Source organism: Metabacillus litoralis (assembly GCF_003667825.1).
GTDB classification, from domain to species: domain Bacteria; phylum Bacillota; class Bacilli; order Bacillales; family Bacillaceae; genus Metabacillus; species Metabacillus litoralis_B.
Genome location: NZ_CP033043.1, coordinates 259,282 through 276,413, shown reverse-complemented (window position 1 = coordinate 276,413; position 17,132 = coordinate 259,282). Strand labels below are relative to the sequence as shown.

At 36.1% G+C, this 17,132-nt stretch carries 16 protein-coding genes and 1 other annotated feature; of the genes, 2 read left to right on the top strand and 14 right to left on the bottom strand.

The window, feature by feature from the left end:
- Positions 1–172: 172 nt before the first annotated feature.
- A complete protein-coding gene (locus D9842_RS01115) occupies positions 173–367 on the bottom strand; it encodes a YwbE family protein (protein ID WP_121660899.1) in 195 nt (64 codons plus the stop codon).
- Between the two features lie 68 nt (positions 368–435).
- Positions 436–1,287 (bottom strand): HAD family hydrolase, encoded by an 852-nt coding sequence (locus D9842_RS01110; protein WP_121660898.1) that lies wholly within the window; start codon positions 1,285–1,287, stop codon positions 436–438.
- Positions 1,288–1,421: 134 nt separating this feature from the next.
- Here D9842_RS01110 and D9842_RS01105 point away from each other — a divergent pair, with 134 nt between their 5' ends.
- The gene (locus tag D9842_RS01105; protein ID WP_121660897.1) at positions 1,422–2,288 is read left to right on the top strand and encodes a 3-hydroxyacyl-CoA dehydrogenase; all 867 of its coding nucleotides are present in this window, start codon (positions 1,422–1,424) and stop codon (positions 2,286–2,288) included.
- Positions 2,289–2,330: 42 nt separating this feature from the next.
- On the opposite strand, the gene D9842_RS01100 is transcribed toward D9842_RS01105, so the two are convergent.
- The 10 genes from D9842_RS01100 to D9842_RS01055 all read right to left on the bottom strand — a co-directional run bounded on the left by D9842_RS01100 (position 2,331) and on the right by D9842_RS01055 (position 14,423).
- On the bottom strand, positions 2,331–3,578 hold the full coding sequence (locus tag D9842_RS01100) for a glutamate-5-semialdehyde dehydrogenase (protein ID WP_121660896.1): 1,248 nt from the start codon (positions 3,576–3,578) through the stop codon (positions 2,331–2,333).
- A gap of 13 nt (positions 3,579–3,591) precedes the next feature.
- Entirely contained in the window at positions 3,592–4,689 is a 1,098-nt protein-coding gene (gene proB, locus D9842_RS01095) for a glutamate 5-kinase (RefSeq protein WP_121660895.1), read from the bottom strand.
- Positions 4,690–4,823: 134 nt separating this feature from the next.
- Positions 4,824–5,039, bottom strand: a binding site (T-box leader).
- Between the two features lie 56 nt (positions 5,040–5,095).
- Positions 5,096–6,448: an MATE family efflux transporter gene (locus tag D9842_RS01090; protein ID WP_121660894.1), complete on the bottom strand. Its 1,353-nt coding sequence runs from the start codon at positions 6,446–6,448 to the stop codon at positions 5,096–5,098.
- Between the two features lie 349 nt (positions 6,449–6,797).
- Positions 6,798–7,370, bottom strand: coding sequence for a TetR/AcrR family transcriptional regulator (locus tag D9842_RS01085; protein WP_121660893.1), 573 nt, complete (start codon positions 7,368–7,370; stop codon positions 6,798–6,800).
- A gap of 28 nt (positions 7,371–7,398) precedes the next feature.
- Positions 7,399–8,112, bottom strand: a complete 714-nt coding sequence (locus D9842_RS01080) for an MBL fold metallo-hydrolase (RefSeq protein ID WP_121660892.1) — start codon at positions 8,110–8,112, stop codon at positions 7,399–7,401.
- A 144-nt stretch (positions 8,113–8,256) separates the two neighbouring features.
- A complete protein-coding gene (locus tag D9842_RS01075) occupies positions 8,257–9,930 on the bottom strand; it encodes a glycoside hydrolase family 13 protein (protein WP_121660891.1) in 1,674 nt (557 codons plus the stop codon).
- A 192-nt stretch (positions 9,931–10,122) separates the two neighbouring features.
- Entirely contained in the window at positions 10,123–11,145 is a 1,023-nt protein-coding gene (locus tag D9842_RS01070; RefSeq protein WP_121660890.1) for a LacI family DNA-binding transcriptional regulator, read from the bottom strand.
- 102 nt (positions 11,146–11,247) lie between these two features.
- The gene (locus D9842_RS01065) at positions 11,248–12,063 is read right to left on the bottom strand and encodes a carbohydrate ABC transporter permease (RefSeq protein WP_121660889.1); all 816 of its coding nucleotides are present in this window, start codon (positions 12,061–12,063) and stop codon (positions 11,248–11,250) included.
- On the bottom strand, positions 12,063–12,923 hold the full coding sequence (locus D9842_RS01060) for a carbohydrate ABC transporter permease (RefSeq protein ID WP_121664900.1): 861 nt from the start codon (positions 12,921–12,923) through the stop codon (positions 12,063–12,065). Before D9842_RS01060 ends, D9842_RS01065 begins: the two co-directional genes overlap by 1 nt.
- 189 nt (positions 12,924–13,112) lie before the next feature.
- Entirely contained in the window at positions 13,113–14,423 is a 1,311-nt protein-coding gene (locus tag D9842_RS01055) for an ABC transporter substrate-binding protein (RefSeq protein ID WP_121660888.1), read from the bottom strand.
- A gap of 342 nt (positions 14,424–14,765) precedes the next feature.
- Between D9842_RS01055 and D9842_RS01050 the strand changes: the two genes are divergently transcribed.
- A complete protein-coding gene (locus D9842_RS01050) occupies positions 14,766–15,614 on the top strand; it encodes a dimethylarginine dimethylaminohydrolase family protein (RefSeq protein WP_121660887.1) in 849 nt (282 codons plus the stop codon).
- Positions 15,615–15,679: 65 nt separating this feature from the next.
- Here the strand turns inward: D9842_RS01050 and D9842_RS01045 are convergent, their stop codons facing one another.
- Together D9842_RS01045 and D9842_RS01040 are read right to left on the bottom strand one after the other, a co-directional pair.
- Complete coding sequence (locus D9842_RS01045; protein WP_257536043.1) at positions 15,680–15,805, bottom strand: sugar-binding domain-containing protein; 126 nt, start codon at positions 15,803–15,805, stop codon at positions 15,680–15,682.
- A 9-nt stretch (positions 15,806–15,814) separates the two neighbouring features.
- Complete coding sequence (locus tag D9842_RS01040; protein WP_162987262.1) at positions 15,815–16,831, bottom strand: hypothetical protein; 1,017 nt, start codon at positions 16,829–16,831, stop codon at positions 15,815–15,817.
- Positions 16,832–17,132 lie beyond the last annotated feature (301 nt).

The following is a 17,132-nucleotide window of genomic DNA, read 5'->3' as shown; positions in this document are numbered from 1 at the left end:
TTTTATGCTGTTTCAATCACTAAATCATAAAGATTTGAAAAATGCTCTAAACATACTTGAGCAAATTGTCTAACATCTTGAGGTTAATCACAAATTACAATTTTTTACACTTTTACAAAGCTAGGAAATATCTTCACTCAAAGATAATCACTATAAAATTTAACTCAATGTATCAATCAATTATTTCTTTTACTCGACCAACAATTCCACTTTGAAGCATAACTTTGATACCATGTGGATGAGATGAAGAGTTTGTTAAAATTTTCGCAACAACTCCTTCAGTTAATTTGCCTGTACGCTGATCTTGCTTTTGTACGACATTCACTTTTATACCCGGTTTTATATGTTCTCTTATTGTCCCTGACATAATATCTATCTCCTTTTATGTTTGTAAAATAGACGCATTTCAATTCTAAAAATGCGTCTATAACTGTTTCATTCGAATTTAGATTTTAGATAGTGATATACCCCATCTTCATCACAAGTGTATTCAGTTATCTCTACAGCTAGCTCTTTAATGTGATCTGATGCATTTTTCATTGCAACTGGATATTTTACTAACTTTAACATAGGTATGTCATTGTCACTATCACCGATTGCAAGAGTTTCATCAACTGTCACACCAAATTTCTCTAACATTTGTTGAATGCCAGTTGCTTTGTTTACATTTGCGACCATGACCTCAACATTATGATGAGATGAAATAGATGTAGTGAAATTTATGTCTTTTTTAATTTCATCAAGCTCATCTTTCCACTTATTAATATTCTCTTTTGATTTAGCAAAAAAATAAAATTTAGAGAACTTTTCACCCTCTACCTTTTCTGCCCATTCAATTTCTTCTTTAATCGCTTGTTGCCTTGAAAGCCACTCATTAATTCCAACACTTTCAGGTTTATCCCCACTAATCTCAGCTTCAACATACTCTTGATCTTGCTTTAATGTTACACGAGAAGACCCATACGGAAAAAGCTCATAATATATTTTATGATCTCTTGCTCTTTCTATAATTTTTTCAACTAATTTACGCTCAAGTGAATGTTCAAAAAGAGATTCTTCACCTACATATCCTGACATTCCATTAGATGTAACAACCCCATCTACTTCAAATCCTTCCGGTACGACTCTTTCTATTTCATCAACAGCTCTTCCTGTTGCAATGAAAACATAAATCCCCTTTTTTCTTATCTTATCAATGATTTCCTTTGTATTAACACTCACAAAGTTTTGATGGTTTAAAATGGTCCCATCCATGTCTAAGAAAATGGCTTTTGGCTTGAATTCCATACTGTTCCCCCTCATGCAATTGAGTTATTTGCTTAGTATACACCCAGCGAACAAACTGCTCAAATATATCATCCTATTTCAAGTTTTGTTTATACTATATATAGACTATTGTATTAGAAAAAAGGAGGAGTAAGATGAACTTCAAACATATTACAGTTGCTGGTGGTGGAGTTTTAGGAAGTCAAATTGCTTATCAAACAGCATATAAAGGTTTTCAGGTATTTGTTTATGACATTAATGATGAGGCGACTCAACAAGCCAAAGAAAGAATACTAAAATTAACACAACGTTACCAAGAAGATTTAGGAGCATCTAAGGAAGAAGTGAATGTTGCTTTTGACCGAATTTCGTTTAGCTCTAATTTATCTACAGCTGTGGCAAATGCAGATTTAGTTATTGAAGCCATACCTGAAGTTGTGCAAATTAAAAATGACTTTTACAAAGAACTAGGAAAAGTGGCTCCTGAAAAAACAATTTTTGCAACAAATTCTTCCACACTTTTGCCAAGTATGTTTGCTGAAGCAACTGGGCGACCTGAAAAATTCTTGGCTTTACATTTTGCTAATGAGATTTGGATAAACAACACGGCAGAAATTATGAAACATCCAGGCACGGATATGAATGTATTTCAACAAGTGATTGAATTTGCAGAAGCAATTGAAATGGTTGCTTTACCACTACATAAAGAACAACCAGGCTATATACTGAATTCGTTACTAGTGCCATTGTTGGAGGCTGCTCAGATGCTGCTAGTAAATGAAGTGGCAGATCCAGAAACAATTGATAAAACATGGATGGTCGCAACTGGTTCACCAAAAGGACCATTTGCTATTTTAGATGTTGTTGGAATTAAAACGGCATATAATATTGCACAAGGAAAAGCTGAGGCTACTGGCAGTGAGCAATATACAAAGCTCGCTAAACACCTAAAAGAAGAATATATTGATAAAGGTAAACTTGGTGTTGAGACGGGAGAAGGATTTTTTAAATATACAAAATAACAGCAAAAGAGGTGCCATTTTTTCAGGCACCCTCTTGCTCTATTAATTCCGAACCTGACCTGTACCATAAACAAAAAACTTACTAGATGTTAATGCTTGTAACCCCATAGGGCCTCTGGCATGTAATTTTTGAGTACTGATTCCAATTTCTGCACCATAACCAAATTCAGATCCGTCTGTAAAACGTGTTGAAGCGTTATGGTAAACAGCTGCAGCATCCACTCTATTAAGAAACTTTGTTGCATTTTCCTGTTTTTTTGTCACAATTGCTTCTGAATGATTTGTTCCATATTTATTAATATGAGAAATCGCCTCGTCCACATTTTTTATAACCTTCACACTTACTGATAATGCAAGATATTCTGTATACCAGTCTTCTTCTGTAGCTAGTTTCGCAGAGGTAAAGGCACTTTGAACAGCCTCATCCCCATAAATTTCAACCTCAAGCTCAGCCAACTTTTCTAAAAGATTTTTCCCGTACTGTTCAAACCACTTTTCTTCTATTAAGATTGTTTCGATTGCATTACATACAGACGGACGTTGAGTTTTACCATTCACTACAATGTTTTCAGCCATTTGATAATCAGCAGTTTCATCGATAAACACATGACAGTTTCCAGCGCCTGTTTCTAATACAGGTACGGTTGCTTCTCTCACGACTGTATCAATTAGATTTTTTCCTCCACGTGGAATAAGAACATCTAAATATTCTTTAAGATGAAAAAGCTCTTTTGCTGTTTCTCTACTTGTGTCTTCAATAAGTTGTATCGCATTAATTGGAACATTACTTTTTTCAAGCGCTTTATGAATTGATTTCATTAAGGCTTGATTTGAAAAGCTAGCTGAAGAGCTGCCTCGTAAAATGACTGCATTCCCTGTTTTCAATGTCAACGTAGCTGCATCAACAGTTACATTTGGTCTTGCTTCATAAATCATCCCAATCACACCAATTGGTACTCGATTTTTCTTTATACGCAGACCGTTTTCTTTTTCAATTGTTTCAATCGTTTCGCCAACCGGATCTTTCAGCTCAATTAATAAACGAATTGCCTCAGCCATATCACCGATTCGTTTTTCATTCAACATAATTCTATCTAACACACTATCATTTAATCCATTTTGCTTCCCTGCTTCAAGATCTTTCTTATTTTCTTCAATAATAAAACCTTGATCTAAAATTAGTTGATCGGCAATTTTAGATAATGCTTCATTTTTTTCCTCTGTTGAAATATCAACCAATGCAAAGCTAGCTTCCTTTGCCGCTTTCCCCTTCACTAAAACCTCACCCATTTTTACAACCTCCCTATGCTTTTACCCATTTATTTCTGTGAATAACTACAATAGAAGATAATACATCTTTACTTAGTTCCTCACTTCTTTTTCCCATTGCTGCTTTTAACTCACCTGATGAAAAAAGAACCTCTCCCTTACCAAGTAAGCCATTTGGGCCGACTACTTCAACAACTTCATTTTTTTGAAAAGTCCCTTTAATATCGTAAATACCTGCAGGGAGAAGACTTTTTCCTTTATAAAGCAAGGCATCCTCAGCACCTTTATCAACATAAATGGTACCGGATATTTCAGAATGGAAAGCGATCCATTGACGACTGTTATTAATCGATTGCAATCCAGCCTTACCAATGTAAGTACCATTTCCTTGTCCGTCGATAATATCTACAAGCTTGGTTTTCCCTTTACCTAATCCAATAAATACCTGAACACCAAGTGATATCGCTGTTTTGGCTGCCATTAGTTTTGATTTCATTCCACCTGTGCCCACTTTAGAACCTGAGCCACCAGCAGCACTAAGCATCTCATCAGTTACTTCTGATAGAAAGTCAATTCTTTTGGCATCAGGATGTTTAGTAGGATTCGCATCATACAGTCCGTTAATATCAGTTAAGATAATAAGCTGATCTGCATGGATTAACCCGCTAACGAGTGCGGAAAGCATATCATTGTCACCAAAGGTAAGCTCCTCAACTGAAACCGTATCATTTTCATTAATGATCGGTAATATCCCTCGTTCTAACAACTCTGTTAAAGTTGCATAGGCATTTTTATAACGCTCTTGTTTTGAGAAATCTTTTCGAGTAAGAAGAATTTGGGCTGGAACAATGTTAAATTGACTAAATTGCTCAATATAAGATTGAACAAGCAAGCTTTGGCCTACAGCTGCAGCAGCTTGTTTTCCCTTTAACGTGGACGGACGAGTTGGGTAACCTAAACGAGCAAAGCCGGCTGCAACTGCACCTGATGAAACTAATAATACCTCATGCCCTTCCTCACGTAATGCTGCGACAGCTTGAACATGATCAGTAAACTTTTCGTGATCAATTTGCCCCTTTGAGTTTGTCAAAGAGCTGCTTCCGATTTTGACAACAATTCGCTTTTTTTCCATGTTCTTCTCCTCCACTTCTCTTCGTTCAATTAGAAAAACTTAGCTTATCACCAATTCCTAATGACGAAAGCATTATCGCACAGAAAATTTTTATACTTTATGATCGTACAAAAAAGCCCCAATCATCCCTATATAATAAGGACGAAAGGAGCTTTGCTTCCGTGGTACCACCTTGATTGGATGTTTTTTCAACATCCCACTTAACCCTATAACGCTAGGGATGCGCCTATGTTTGCACAGGACTCAAGAGGTAGGTTCTGCGGCTTTTCAATATGAAGTCTTTCAGCTACTAAACTTCACTCTCTGAATTGATAAGTCCCCGCATACTGGTCCTCTTTTTATAACGTTCCATTTTATTTTAATTTATTATGCCGAGTATTTTTCGTGGTGTCAAGATTAAGATGAATTATTTATGAGCTGCTCTTGAAGGCTCCAGTTCAATTTTATTCCATTTCCCAAACTTATAATATCCAAAAGCAATCACACTGCTTATCACAAAGCTAAGCCCCATTCCAACGGCAATTCCCTTGTCACCCAGCCATAAGGAGCAAAGATATGAAAGCGGGTATCGTAGTATCCAAAAGGAAATAATGTTTAATACAAGTACCTGGAACATGGCGCCTGCAGCCCTCACAATGCCATTTAGGATAAAATTAATACCTAAAAATGGGTAGAAAAAGGCAATGATACGTAAATATTCTTTTCCGAATTGTAAAGCATCTTGTTCATCGATAAAAAGTCTAACTGCCATTTCTGCACAAACAAATACGATTGTACTGATCGCAATCATAATAAACAAATTAAATAAAACACCATATTTTGCTATATCGTGAACACGGCTCCATTTATTGGCCCCAATATTTTGACCTGCCATACTGTTTACAGCTGTTCCAAGTGCCATTGCCGGCAGCATAATCACACTGTCTAACCGTTGTGCAGCACCAAAGCCTGCTACAACATCACTTCCAAATGAGTTAACAACACTCATGATTGCCATCACACCCGCTGATATGACAGTCATTTGCAATCCTGAAGGTAACCCTAGCTTCATAATCGTTGCCACTTCATCAACTGTAGGCAACTTAGGAAAAATAAACGGAACTAATCCTCTTTTTATTGCGTCAAAAACACCATATATAAATGAAATCCCCTGAGATAAAATCGTTGCATACGCAGCTCCCTCAATTCCCATATCAAACACATACAAGAAAAGTGGATCTAACACTGCATTTAATATCACAGCAATCATGACATATCGAATCGGTGTTTTACTATCTCCTAATGCTCTTAAAACGGTGCTAATAAAGTTATAACCAAACAGAAAAAGTATTCCAATAAAATTAATTTGGAGATAAGCAGTTGCTTCCGGAATCATTGCCGGTGGTGTTGAAAGCCATGTTAAAATCTTTTCAGATAGAATGAAGCCGATTATACCCAACAAAGCCGCCATAGCTGTCAAGACAACGATAAAGGCATTAATATAGTTTTTTAATCCTGCTTCATTTTGCTTCCCTTTTTGTTGAGAAAGAATGGTCAATGTAGCATTATTTATGCCGATAATAAACGATAAAATCGTAAAAATGACTGTGCCCGAAACAGCAATCGCACCTAATGCAGTGGCACCGAGTAAATTTCCCACCCATAAGCTGTCGATAAATTGATAAGAAACCTGCAATAAGTTTGTCAGCATAATTGGAAGTGAAAAAATCCATATTTGTTTAACAATATTTCCGTTTGTAAAATCATGCTGTTGCTTCATTATTTACTAACTTCCCCTCGAGAGTGAATATTAGAATACTACTACTATTCACTTTTTGATTGCTTTTATGTTATCACAGACCTTTGTCACCTTGCACAAGGTATGATTTGAGGCTCAAGAGGAAGTTTCGGTTTGAATTTTCACTTTAAGACTATTGAAAAAATGATGAACATCATGTTTATCTTAGATTTTTGGAAGTTTATCTTCGATTATTAAACTTTTATCTTCGATTATTCAAATTTATCTACGATTTTTAAGCTTTTATCTTCGATTACTCATATTTATCTACGATTTCTTTTTCGGACTCTTATCTTCGATTATGATTTTACTTTTTGCCATCTCTAACAACTTATCCCCCGTTTTTCATTTTATGAATACCAGCTAAAAAACTATCAATTAATAAATGAAGACTATGATCAAGATCAAGAGGTAAACCGAATCCACCCTTATGTTCGAGTGAGGAGAAGCCGTGTAATATACTACGAATACCTCGTACAGCATGGATGACTTCATCATTTTCAAGTCCATACCCATTTAATACTTGAACGGTTAAGTCAACAATTCGTTTCCCTGCTAATTGAATGTCGTGGTCATCTGGATCTGATGCATTTAATGTTAATTCATAAAGTCCTGGGTGTTTACGTGCAAATGCAATATATGCATCGGCCACACTATGAACAGCATCATCCTGTGACCGCCCAATTGCAGCTTCGGCTAGCTTGTTATAGAGTAACTCCATACCATGAACAGCTAATTTTTTTCGAAGTCCTGTTAACCCTTCGATATGATTATATAAGGACGGAGAACGAACATTAAGTTTTTTAGCCAATGTTGCTAGCGTAACGGCCTCTATTCCTTGTTCATCTGCTATTTCTGCTGCAGCTTGTAAAATTGTTTGTAAGTCAAGTCCCATTCTAGGCATTCGTGCATCTCTACCTTTCCATTCTTTCTTAATTTGTTACTAATTTCTTTTCTGCTTGATCAATAGCAAGCTGGATAGATTCTGCTGGATTTTCAATCATTTCACCGTGACCTACGGCAAGTAAACTTGGCTGTAATGCTTTAATCTTTTTCACACTTTCAAGAGCTGTTTCTTTGTGCCATGTAGCCATTGCCGGAAACGGAAAAAACGGACGTATCTGACCACTTACTGCAATTCCTCCTCTAGTTTGAAGGGCATCTCCCGCAATAACTGCTTGATCACGCGTATCAAAAAAGGAAATAGAGCCAGGTGTGTGCCCAGGTGTTGTAATAACAACTAAGGAGCCAATTTGATCTCCTTCCTTTAAAAGCTGTTCAGGAACTAAATTAATATCCTTTGGAATACCACCTTTTATAGGAGCTTGCGGCTCATCTTTATCTATAGATGTGTCACCTCTTAATAATCGGCTGTCACGTTCTGAAACAGAAATAGGTATGTCTGGAAATTGATTTTTCAATTCAACTAAGGAGCCAACATGATCTCCGTGAGCATGTGTTAGCATAATATTTTTAAGTGGCTTACCGACGGTATTAATTATCTTAACAATCCCTTTATAACTATTAGGAAGCCCTGTATCTATTAGTGTAAGGCTTGAACCTTCTTCAATCACATAGCAGTTTACCGGAAAGAAGCCTGGTAAAAACGTTAATTGATAAACATTCCCTATCTTTGTTACCTTCATTACGATCCCTCTCCCTTACTAAATTAGCATTAAAACTAACATTATTAGTTTTATGATAAACTAACCCCATTAGTTTTACAACCATAATTTACTAAATGAATTAAAAAAGGCATATCACTAAAAGTAATATGCCTTCATTAAACATTAAACCCAATAAACCCTTGTTTCATAAGGTCTTAGTTCAAATTTTGATATTGCTTGATGTTGCTTCACTTCATAATTGGAAAGAAGCAATTGATTTGATTCAACATTAAATTCTAGATCTTCTTCCCAAGTTGCCGAGTCTCCCGTAAGGTTTGTGAGAATAACAACTTTTTCATTCTCTAGCGTTCGGGTGTAAGCAAAAATTTGAGAATGATCTTCTAAGATTAAATCATATGCTCCATACGTAAACACATCATTTTCCTTTTTAACCTTGATCATTTTCTTATAAAAATGTAGAACAGATCCTTCGTCTTGTTGTTGTACTTCAACATTAATATGACGGTAGTTTTTATTTACACCAAGCCATGGTGTTCCTGTTGTAAAGCCTGCATTTTGCTCGGAGGACCATTGCATCGGGGTTCTTGAGTTATCACGACTGGATGACCAGATTACTTCCATGATCTCTTCATGCGGAACGCCTTCTTCACGCTTAATTCGGTACATATTTCGATCGGCTACATCGTTATATTCCTCAATCGAGTTGAACTTCACATTTGTCATCCCAATTTCTTGTCCTTGATAAATAAAAGGAGTTCCCTGCATGAGGAAGTACATAGCACCAAGTGCCGTAGCGCTCTCATACCAGTATTCCTTATCATTTCCCCAAGTTGAAACACGGCGTGGCTGGTCATGATTTTCTATAAAAAGAGCATTCCATCCGTTATTTTCGAGAGTTTTTTGCCACTTTGTTAGAACGTTTTTTAACCCTAAAATATCTAAGCTATTCTCTTTTGTTGCGTTCCATAATGATAAATGCTCAAATTGAAACACCATATTGAATTTACCATTTTCCGTTCCAACCCATTGATCTAAATCTTCGTGATCTTCGACTTTGACTCCATTTGCTTCACCAACAGTCATGATGTCATATTTCGAAAACGTTTCTTCTTTTAATTCTTGCAGGTAGGTATGGATGCCTTTAACGTTCATATGCTTATCAAAAGAAGGAACATACTTTAGTCCTTCTGGATTTGGCATATCCTTTAATCCTTCTTCTTTATTAATATGACTAATTGCATCAACACGGAAACCATCTATTCCTTTATCAAGCCACCAGTTGACCATATCGTATAGGGCATGACGAACTTCAGGATTTCTCCAGTTTAAGTCCGGTTGTTTTGTTGAAAAAATATGCATATAATATTGCTCTGTTTTTTCATCATATTCCCATGCTGAACCACTAAAAATACTCTCCCAGTTATTCGGCTCTTTTCCGCCTACACCATCTCTCCAAATATACCAATCACGTTTTTCACTATTTTTAGATGTGCGTGATTCAATAAACCAAGGATGCTCATCACTTGTGTGGTTAATAACTAAATCGATTATTAATTTCATCCCTCGGCTATGAACTTCTTTTAACAACTGATCAAAGTCATCCATCGTTCCGAAGTCTTCCATAATGTCTTGATAATCACTAATATCATAGCCATTATCATCATTAGGCGATTTATACATTGGGCAAATCCATATAACATCTATTCCTAAATCTTTAATATAATCTAATTTTGAAATCATTCCTTGAAGATCACCAATTCCATCACCATTTGAATCCATAAAGCTTCTAGGATACACCTGGTAGGCAACCGCTTCTTTCCACCATATCTTGTTCATGTTACTTCCTCTCTTATGCGAATTAATTTTCTGTACTGTTCATTTTCCTAGTTTTTTCTCCATTATCTTGAGGCATACACATTAAATATTATGTGTATGCAGAACTGATCATGTTATAAAAGAAAAGGACAAATGATCAAATGTATGTACACATTTCAATACATTGCGATCAATTATCCTTTTTACTAAAGCTTATTTCTTTTTTTTACATGATTTACGCTCAATAAATTTAGTAGGAATTGTAATTCTTTTCGGCAAAGAATCTGGTTTGTTCATTTTCTCAATTAAACAATTTGTTGCTTCTAAGCCTAGTTGATAAATGCATATATCAACTGAAGTTAAAGGCGGTTTAGAATGCTCAGAAAGCATTAAATTGTTAAAGCTTATAATAGAGATATCATTTGGAACATTTACATTCATATCCTCTAAATGACTAATCATTTCATATGCAATTAAATCATCTTGGGTCACAAGTGCCGTTGGTGGAGAGTCTAAGGACATAAGAAGCCTGATCGCTTCTCTTCCGTTTTCCTTAATATATTCTTCGTGAACCATATATTCTTCATTAAACGGAATATCAGCTTCCTCTAGCGCCAACTTGTATCCATTTAAACGATCAATGGTTACGACAAAATGGAGACTACCTCCAACAAATGCAATATGACGGTGTCCAAGTTCAATTAAATATTTTGTTACTTGTTTTGTTATATAAATATTATCGTTATCAACAAATGAAATTCTTTCCTCATTTTCATAAGGTCTACCCACAACAACAAAAGGGAAATTTGAGTCATGTAAAAATTTCATTGTTTTATCGTTAATTCTTGAATATAGAAGGACAATGCCATCAACACGTCTACCTTGAACCATCGATACAACTTCATTAAAGATTTCGTTTTCATCCGATCCTGTAGACAAATAAATTCCATATTTATTTTCATGTGCGCTTGTACTAATCCCTCTTAATACTTCTGGGAAAAAGGGATTTTGAAAGGCATAATACGCTGAGTTTGGCATAACCACGCCGATTGTTTGAGTACTTTTTGCAACTAAGCTGCGCGCCTGAAAATTTGGATGATATCCTAGTTCCTCCATCACTTCTCGAACTCGTTTTTTAGTTTGCTCACTAATACGAGGACTGTTTGCAATAACCCTCGACACAGTTGAAGGAGCTACATTCGCTCGTTTTGCAACATCTTTAATTGTTACGATCATTGCTGCCTCCTTACTAATTGCAGGTGTTAGAAACACCAATTCTTATTTCTATCATAATACGTCGAGAAGGATAATGGAAACGCTTTTCTACTTTCACTTCAATTATTTTACTGCACCTTCAGAAATTCCTTTAATAATTTCGCGTTGTGCAAAGAAATACACGATAATAACAGGAATAATCGCAATTGTTAAGCCTGCAAGAGCTAAGTGCCATTGCTTTGTATATTCACCAAAGAAGAAGAACATTTTTAATGGTATTGTTTGAAGTCCTTCTTGATTTATAACTAATGAAGGCAATAGATAATCATTCCAAATGTAAATGATATTTAGAATTGCGACTGTTACAGTGATAGGCTTCAATATTGGGAAAATGATGTACCAGAAAACCTGGAACTTATTGCATCCATCAATTGTTGCAGCTTCATCCAATGATTTAGAAATTCCATTTAATGAACCGTGGAATAAGAAAATCGATAAACTGCTACCAAAACCTAAGTACATGAAGATTAATCCAACTCTGTTTAGCATTTCAATTTGTCCAAATACAGTAACAAGCGGAATCATTACTGACTGGAAAGGAATTAACATTGCCGCTACAAATAGCATAAAAAGAATGGTACTTGTTTTGCTCTTATTTCTTGAAAGTGCATAGGCTGCCATTGATGAAAAAATAATGATAATCGCAACACTAATCACTGTAATAAGTAAAGAGTTGAAAAATGTTTGAATAAAGTCAAGCTCTTCAAAGGCTTGAAAATAGTTAGCAAGTGTAAACTCTTCTGGTAACTTCAAGACATCAGTAAAGATTTCTCTCTTTGTTTTTAACGAGTTAACAATCATTAAGTAAAAAGGTGCTAACCAGATAATCCCTAAAACAACACCCAAGATTTCAACAGGAAATTGATATTTACTTCTCATTATACTTCAACCTCCTTCTTCTTGTTCATATACACCTGAGTTAATGAGATGACCGCAACAATAATAAAGAAGACAACTGCTTTTGCTTGAGCGTAAGCCATATCTCTTTCACCAAAAGCTGTTTTAAAGATTTCCATCGCAACCATTTGTGTTGAATTATAAGGTCCACCACTTGTTAAGGATAAGTTCTGATCGTATAGCTTGAACGAGTTTGATAGAGTTAAGAACATACTTACTGTAAATGCTGGTGCAACAAGTGGGAAAATAATATATCTGAATCGTTGGAAAGGTCCTGCTCCATCAATCTCAGAAGCTTCAAGTAGCTCACTTGGCAGACCCTCTAAGTAAGCAATATAAATAATCATGATATACCCTGACATTTGCCAGCTCATTAAAATAACTAATCCCCAGAATCCAGTTTCTGTTGTTGATAACCAGCCTTTTAATGATTCTATACCTAATACATCTCCAATTCCGGCAAAAACCTTAATGAAAATAAACTGCCAGATAAAACCTAAAATTAATCCACCAATTAAGTTAGGCATAAAGAAGATAGTTCTTAAGAATTTACTTGATTTAATTTTTGTTGTTACAATTAACGCTAAACCTAATCCAATAGCATTTGTTAATAAAACAGATACAACGGAAAACTTCGTTGTGAACCAAAGTGATGCTAGAAATTCTTCATCCTTAAAAGCATCAATATAATTCTCAAGTCCAACAAATGAACCAATCTTAATACCGTTCCAATCTGTAAATGAATAATAAACACCAATTAGTAAAGGTATGATTATAACCATTGCCAATGCAAACAGGACAGGTGCTAAGAATAACCAATATGATAGATCCCGAGTACGCATCATGTGAATCCCTCCAACACTTTTTTGCTTTTTTAATGTAGTAGTCAAGCGCTCAATCTATAAGTCGCTCCATAAACGAAGGTTATAGGCACCTTTGTTTATGGAGCAGCTTATAACAAAGCCACTCCTTACATGGATTAATAAAACAAAGTAGCAACAATCTGCTACTTTGCTTTATCCATCTCCACCTTATTCTTTAGACTCTGCCCAAGCAGCTTTTGAATCTTCAACAATCTCTTCCCAAGTAGCTTCTTCAGCTAAATATTTTTGGATATTAGCACCAAGCTCATTTTGACCCCAGTTTGCTGGATAACCCATAAATACCCATCCAATTGTTTTTCCTGCTTCTGCATACTCATAGACTTGTTTTGAAAGTGGATCTGTAATTTTTGAAGCATCGTAGCCTTCATAAGCTGGAACGAATTTGAAATCATTAAGTACAACTTCTTTACCTTCGTCAGATGTATATAACCAATCTAGGAATTTTGTTGCTTCTTCGATTACTTTTTCATCTTTATTCTTGTTTACAGCCCAGTACATTGGAACTCCTACTGGAATCGCATCTTCTTTGTATCCTGGAACAGGGATAGGTAAGATCCCAACCTTGTTGTTTGCTAGCTCTTCGTCAATTCCAGCAATTGAACCATATACCCAGTTACCTTGTTGAATCATCGCTACTTTTCCAGTAGAGAATAATTCTTCCACTTGTTGAGAATAATCAAGACTAACAACAGGTTGAACCGAGTGTTTATTTTGAAGATCAATAAAGTTTTTCATTGCATCGCCATATTTAAAATCAACTGTTTTTGATTCAAATGCACTTGTTACGTTTCCATCAAATTCTGGAGAAATAAATGCGTTTGATAAGTGTAAACCTGTTACCCAAGTTTCTTTTGCAGGTAGTGCAAATACTGCTTCTAAACCTAGGTCTGATTTCTTTTCATCTAAAGTTTTAACAGCTGCTTCTAAAGAAGCCATATCTTTAATATCTGCAGGGTTAATTCCCGCTTTTTCAAAAATTTCAGTGTTATAAATTAGACCATAACCTTCTTGGTTGAATGGTAAGCCTAGTACTTGATCATCTTTCGTTACACCGTCAAGTGTACCTTCAAGTGCCGCACCAGCTGCAGCAGAATCAGTTAAATCAGCTAAGCTATCTTCCCAGTCAATTACGTCAGTAGGACCACCAATATTGAAAATTGCAGGCTCGTCACCAGATGCAAATTTAGATCTTAACGCTGCACCATAATCTTCTCCGCCACCTACAGTTTGGATATTAATTTTCACCCCTGGATTAGCTTCTTGGTATTGCTCTGCTACTGCTTCAAACTGATCCTTGAATTCTACTTTGAATTGGAAAATATCTAGAGTTACTTGATCTCCTTCAGAACCTGATCCTTCATTTCCAGAAGAAGAGTCACTGCCGGAACAACCAGCTAATACAACGCTTACAAGAAATAGAATCGAGAAAAAGCTTAAAAATATTTTTTTACTTCCCATTGTTTTTACCCCCGTTTTATTTATTTGCGCTACTGCGCTGTTTTAGGTGAGGAAACGTTTGCACAAACATTTTTAAAAAAACATAGAGTTTCTTACTTGTAACCTCTTAATCTATTATTTCATTACGAATAATAAGGTTATCAAGAGAATTTATCTATGAGATATTGTGCAACAGTTTGCGAAATCGTTTGCACTAACCTTGCATAAAGAAATATATCATAGATTTTTTATTTGTACAACAAAAAATTATTATTTTTTCTAAGCTCAATTAAAACGCAGACGTTTAATAATTTTCTGAGTTTGGGAATATTACACATTAAGAATGAAAATGAGGAGGAGAACATGGAAAATCTTGATTACATAAAATGCTCTTGTCAATCTGAATATGACACCCTAAAAAAGGTGGTTTTATGTTCACCAGATTTTATGACAATTAAAGAACCAATTAATGAAATCCAAAAAAGGTTTTTAGAAGAGAATATCGACACAAAGCTAGCTCAAAAGCAACATAAAGACTTAGTCAAGACATTAAAAGAAAATGATGTGGAAGTGATTCTACTTCCCCCTAAAAAAGACTTTCCTGAACAGGTTTTCACCCGTGATATTGGATTTGTACTAGGTCATCAAGTTTTTGCGGCAGACATGGCTCATGATGTGAGAAGAGGTGAAGAAACAACATTTATCGATTACCTAGAAAAGGAGCAAGTTACATACACAAATTTGATTGGAGATAAAATCGAAGGTGGCGATGTTTTTATTGATCAAAACACAATTTACGTTGGTGTGAGTAATCGAACAAACGAAAATGCTATTTCACATTTACAAAGCCTGTTACCCACTTTTGACGTTATTGAAGTTCCATTTACAGATAAGTATCTTCACTTAGATTGTGTTTTTAATATCTTATCACCGGAAGATGCTTTAATTTTCCCTAACGAAATAGAAAAGAACAAGGTAGAATTGCTATCATCTCGCTATAACTTAATTGAGGTAAATGAGGAAGAACAAGCAACTTTAGGTACTAATGTTTTATCGATAGGAGAAAAGCGAGTATTGAGTTTACCTATCAATAAAGATGTGAATCAAAAGCTTCGGGAACGAGGTTTTCATGTTATAGAGGTTGATATTACTGAGATTATAAAATCAGGTGGGGCATTTCGCTGTTGCACCCTTCCGTTAATTAGGGAATAGAAAAAGCTTCAGTTCCTTTTAAAGGAATTGAAGCTTTTTTTGTTAGGATTAACATGATGATCGTTTTATTTAGTTACTCTTTCTAATACCGCCGCTGCTGTTGACTCATCAATGATAATCACATCAAGATAGTGACTATTAAGTGCTCCTATAACACTTTCTACTTTTTCCATACCTGTTGCAACACCTATAACAAATTCTTATCCAATTTTTCCGGTATCGAGACACATATTTGCTCTTTGCACCCTCGCTTGTCCCGATTCTCCTGGTATCCAGACACATATTTGCTCTTTGCACTTTTTCTTGTCCCGATTCTTCCAGTATCCAGACACAAATTTGCTTTTTGGATCCTTGCTTGTCCCGATTCTTCCGGTATCCAGACACATATTTGCTCCTTGCCCCTTTTCTTGTCCCAATTCTTCCAGTATCCAGACACATATTTGCTCTTTGCACCCTTGCTTGTCCCGATTCTTCCAGTATCCAGACACATATTTGCTCCTTGCACCTTTTTTGTCCCGATTCTCCTGGTATCCAGACACATATTTGCTCTTTGCACCCTCGCTTGTCCCGATTCTTCCAGTATCCAGACACATATTTGCTCTTTGCACCCTTGCTTGTCCCGATTCTTCCAGTATCCAGACACATATTTGCTCTTTGCCCCTTTTCTTGTCCCAATTCTTCCAGTATCCAGACACATATTTGCTCTTTGCACCCTTGCTTGTCCCGATTCTTCCAGTATCCAGACATAAATTTGCGCTTTGGACCCTTGCTTGTCCCGATTCTCCTGGTATCGAGACACATATTTGCTCTTTGGACCCTCGCTTGTCCCGATTCTCCTGGTATCGAGACACATATTTGCTCTTTGCACCCTTGCTTGTCCCGATTCTTCCAGTATCCAGACATAAATTTGCTTTTTGGATTCTTGCTTGTCCCGATTCTTCCGGTATCCAGACACATATTTGCTCCTTGCACCTTTTCTTGTCCCGATTCTCCTGGTATCCAGACACATATTTGCTCTTTGCACTTTTTCTTGTCCCGATTCTTCCAGTATCCAGACACATATTTGCTCCTTGCACCTTTTCTTGTCCCAATTCTTCCAGTATCCAGACACATATTTGCTCTTTGCACCCTTGCTTGTCCCGATTCTTCCAGTATCCAGACACATATTTGCTCTTTGCACCCTTGCTTGTCCCGATTCTTCCAGTATCCAGACACATATTTGCTCTTTGGACCCTCGCTTGTCTCGATTCCTCTTGTATCGAGACACAAATTTACTCTTTGCACTTTTTCTTGTCCCGAATCTTCCAGTATCCAGACACATATTTGCTCCTTGCACCACTTCTTGTCCCGATTCTTCCAGTATCCAGACACAAATTTGCTTTTTGGATCCTTGCTTATCCCGATTCTTCCGGTATCCAGACACATATTTGCTCCTTGCACCATTACTTGTCCCGATTCCTCAGCTATCGAGACACATTTTCGCTCTTAGTACCTTTTCACGTCCCGATTCTTCCGGTA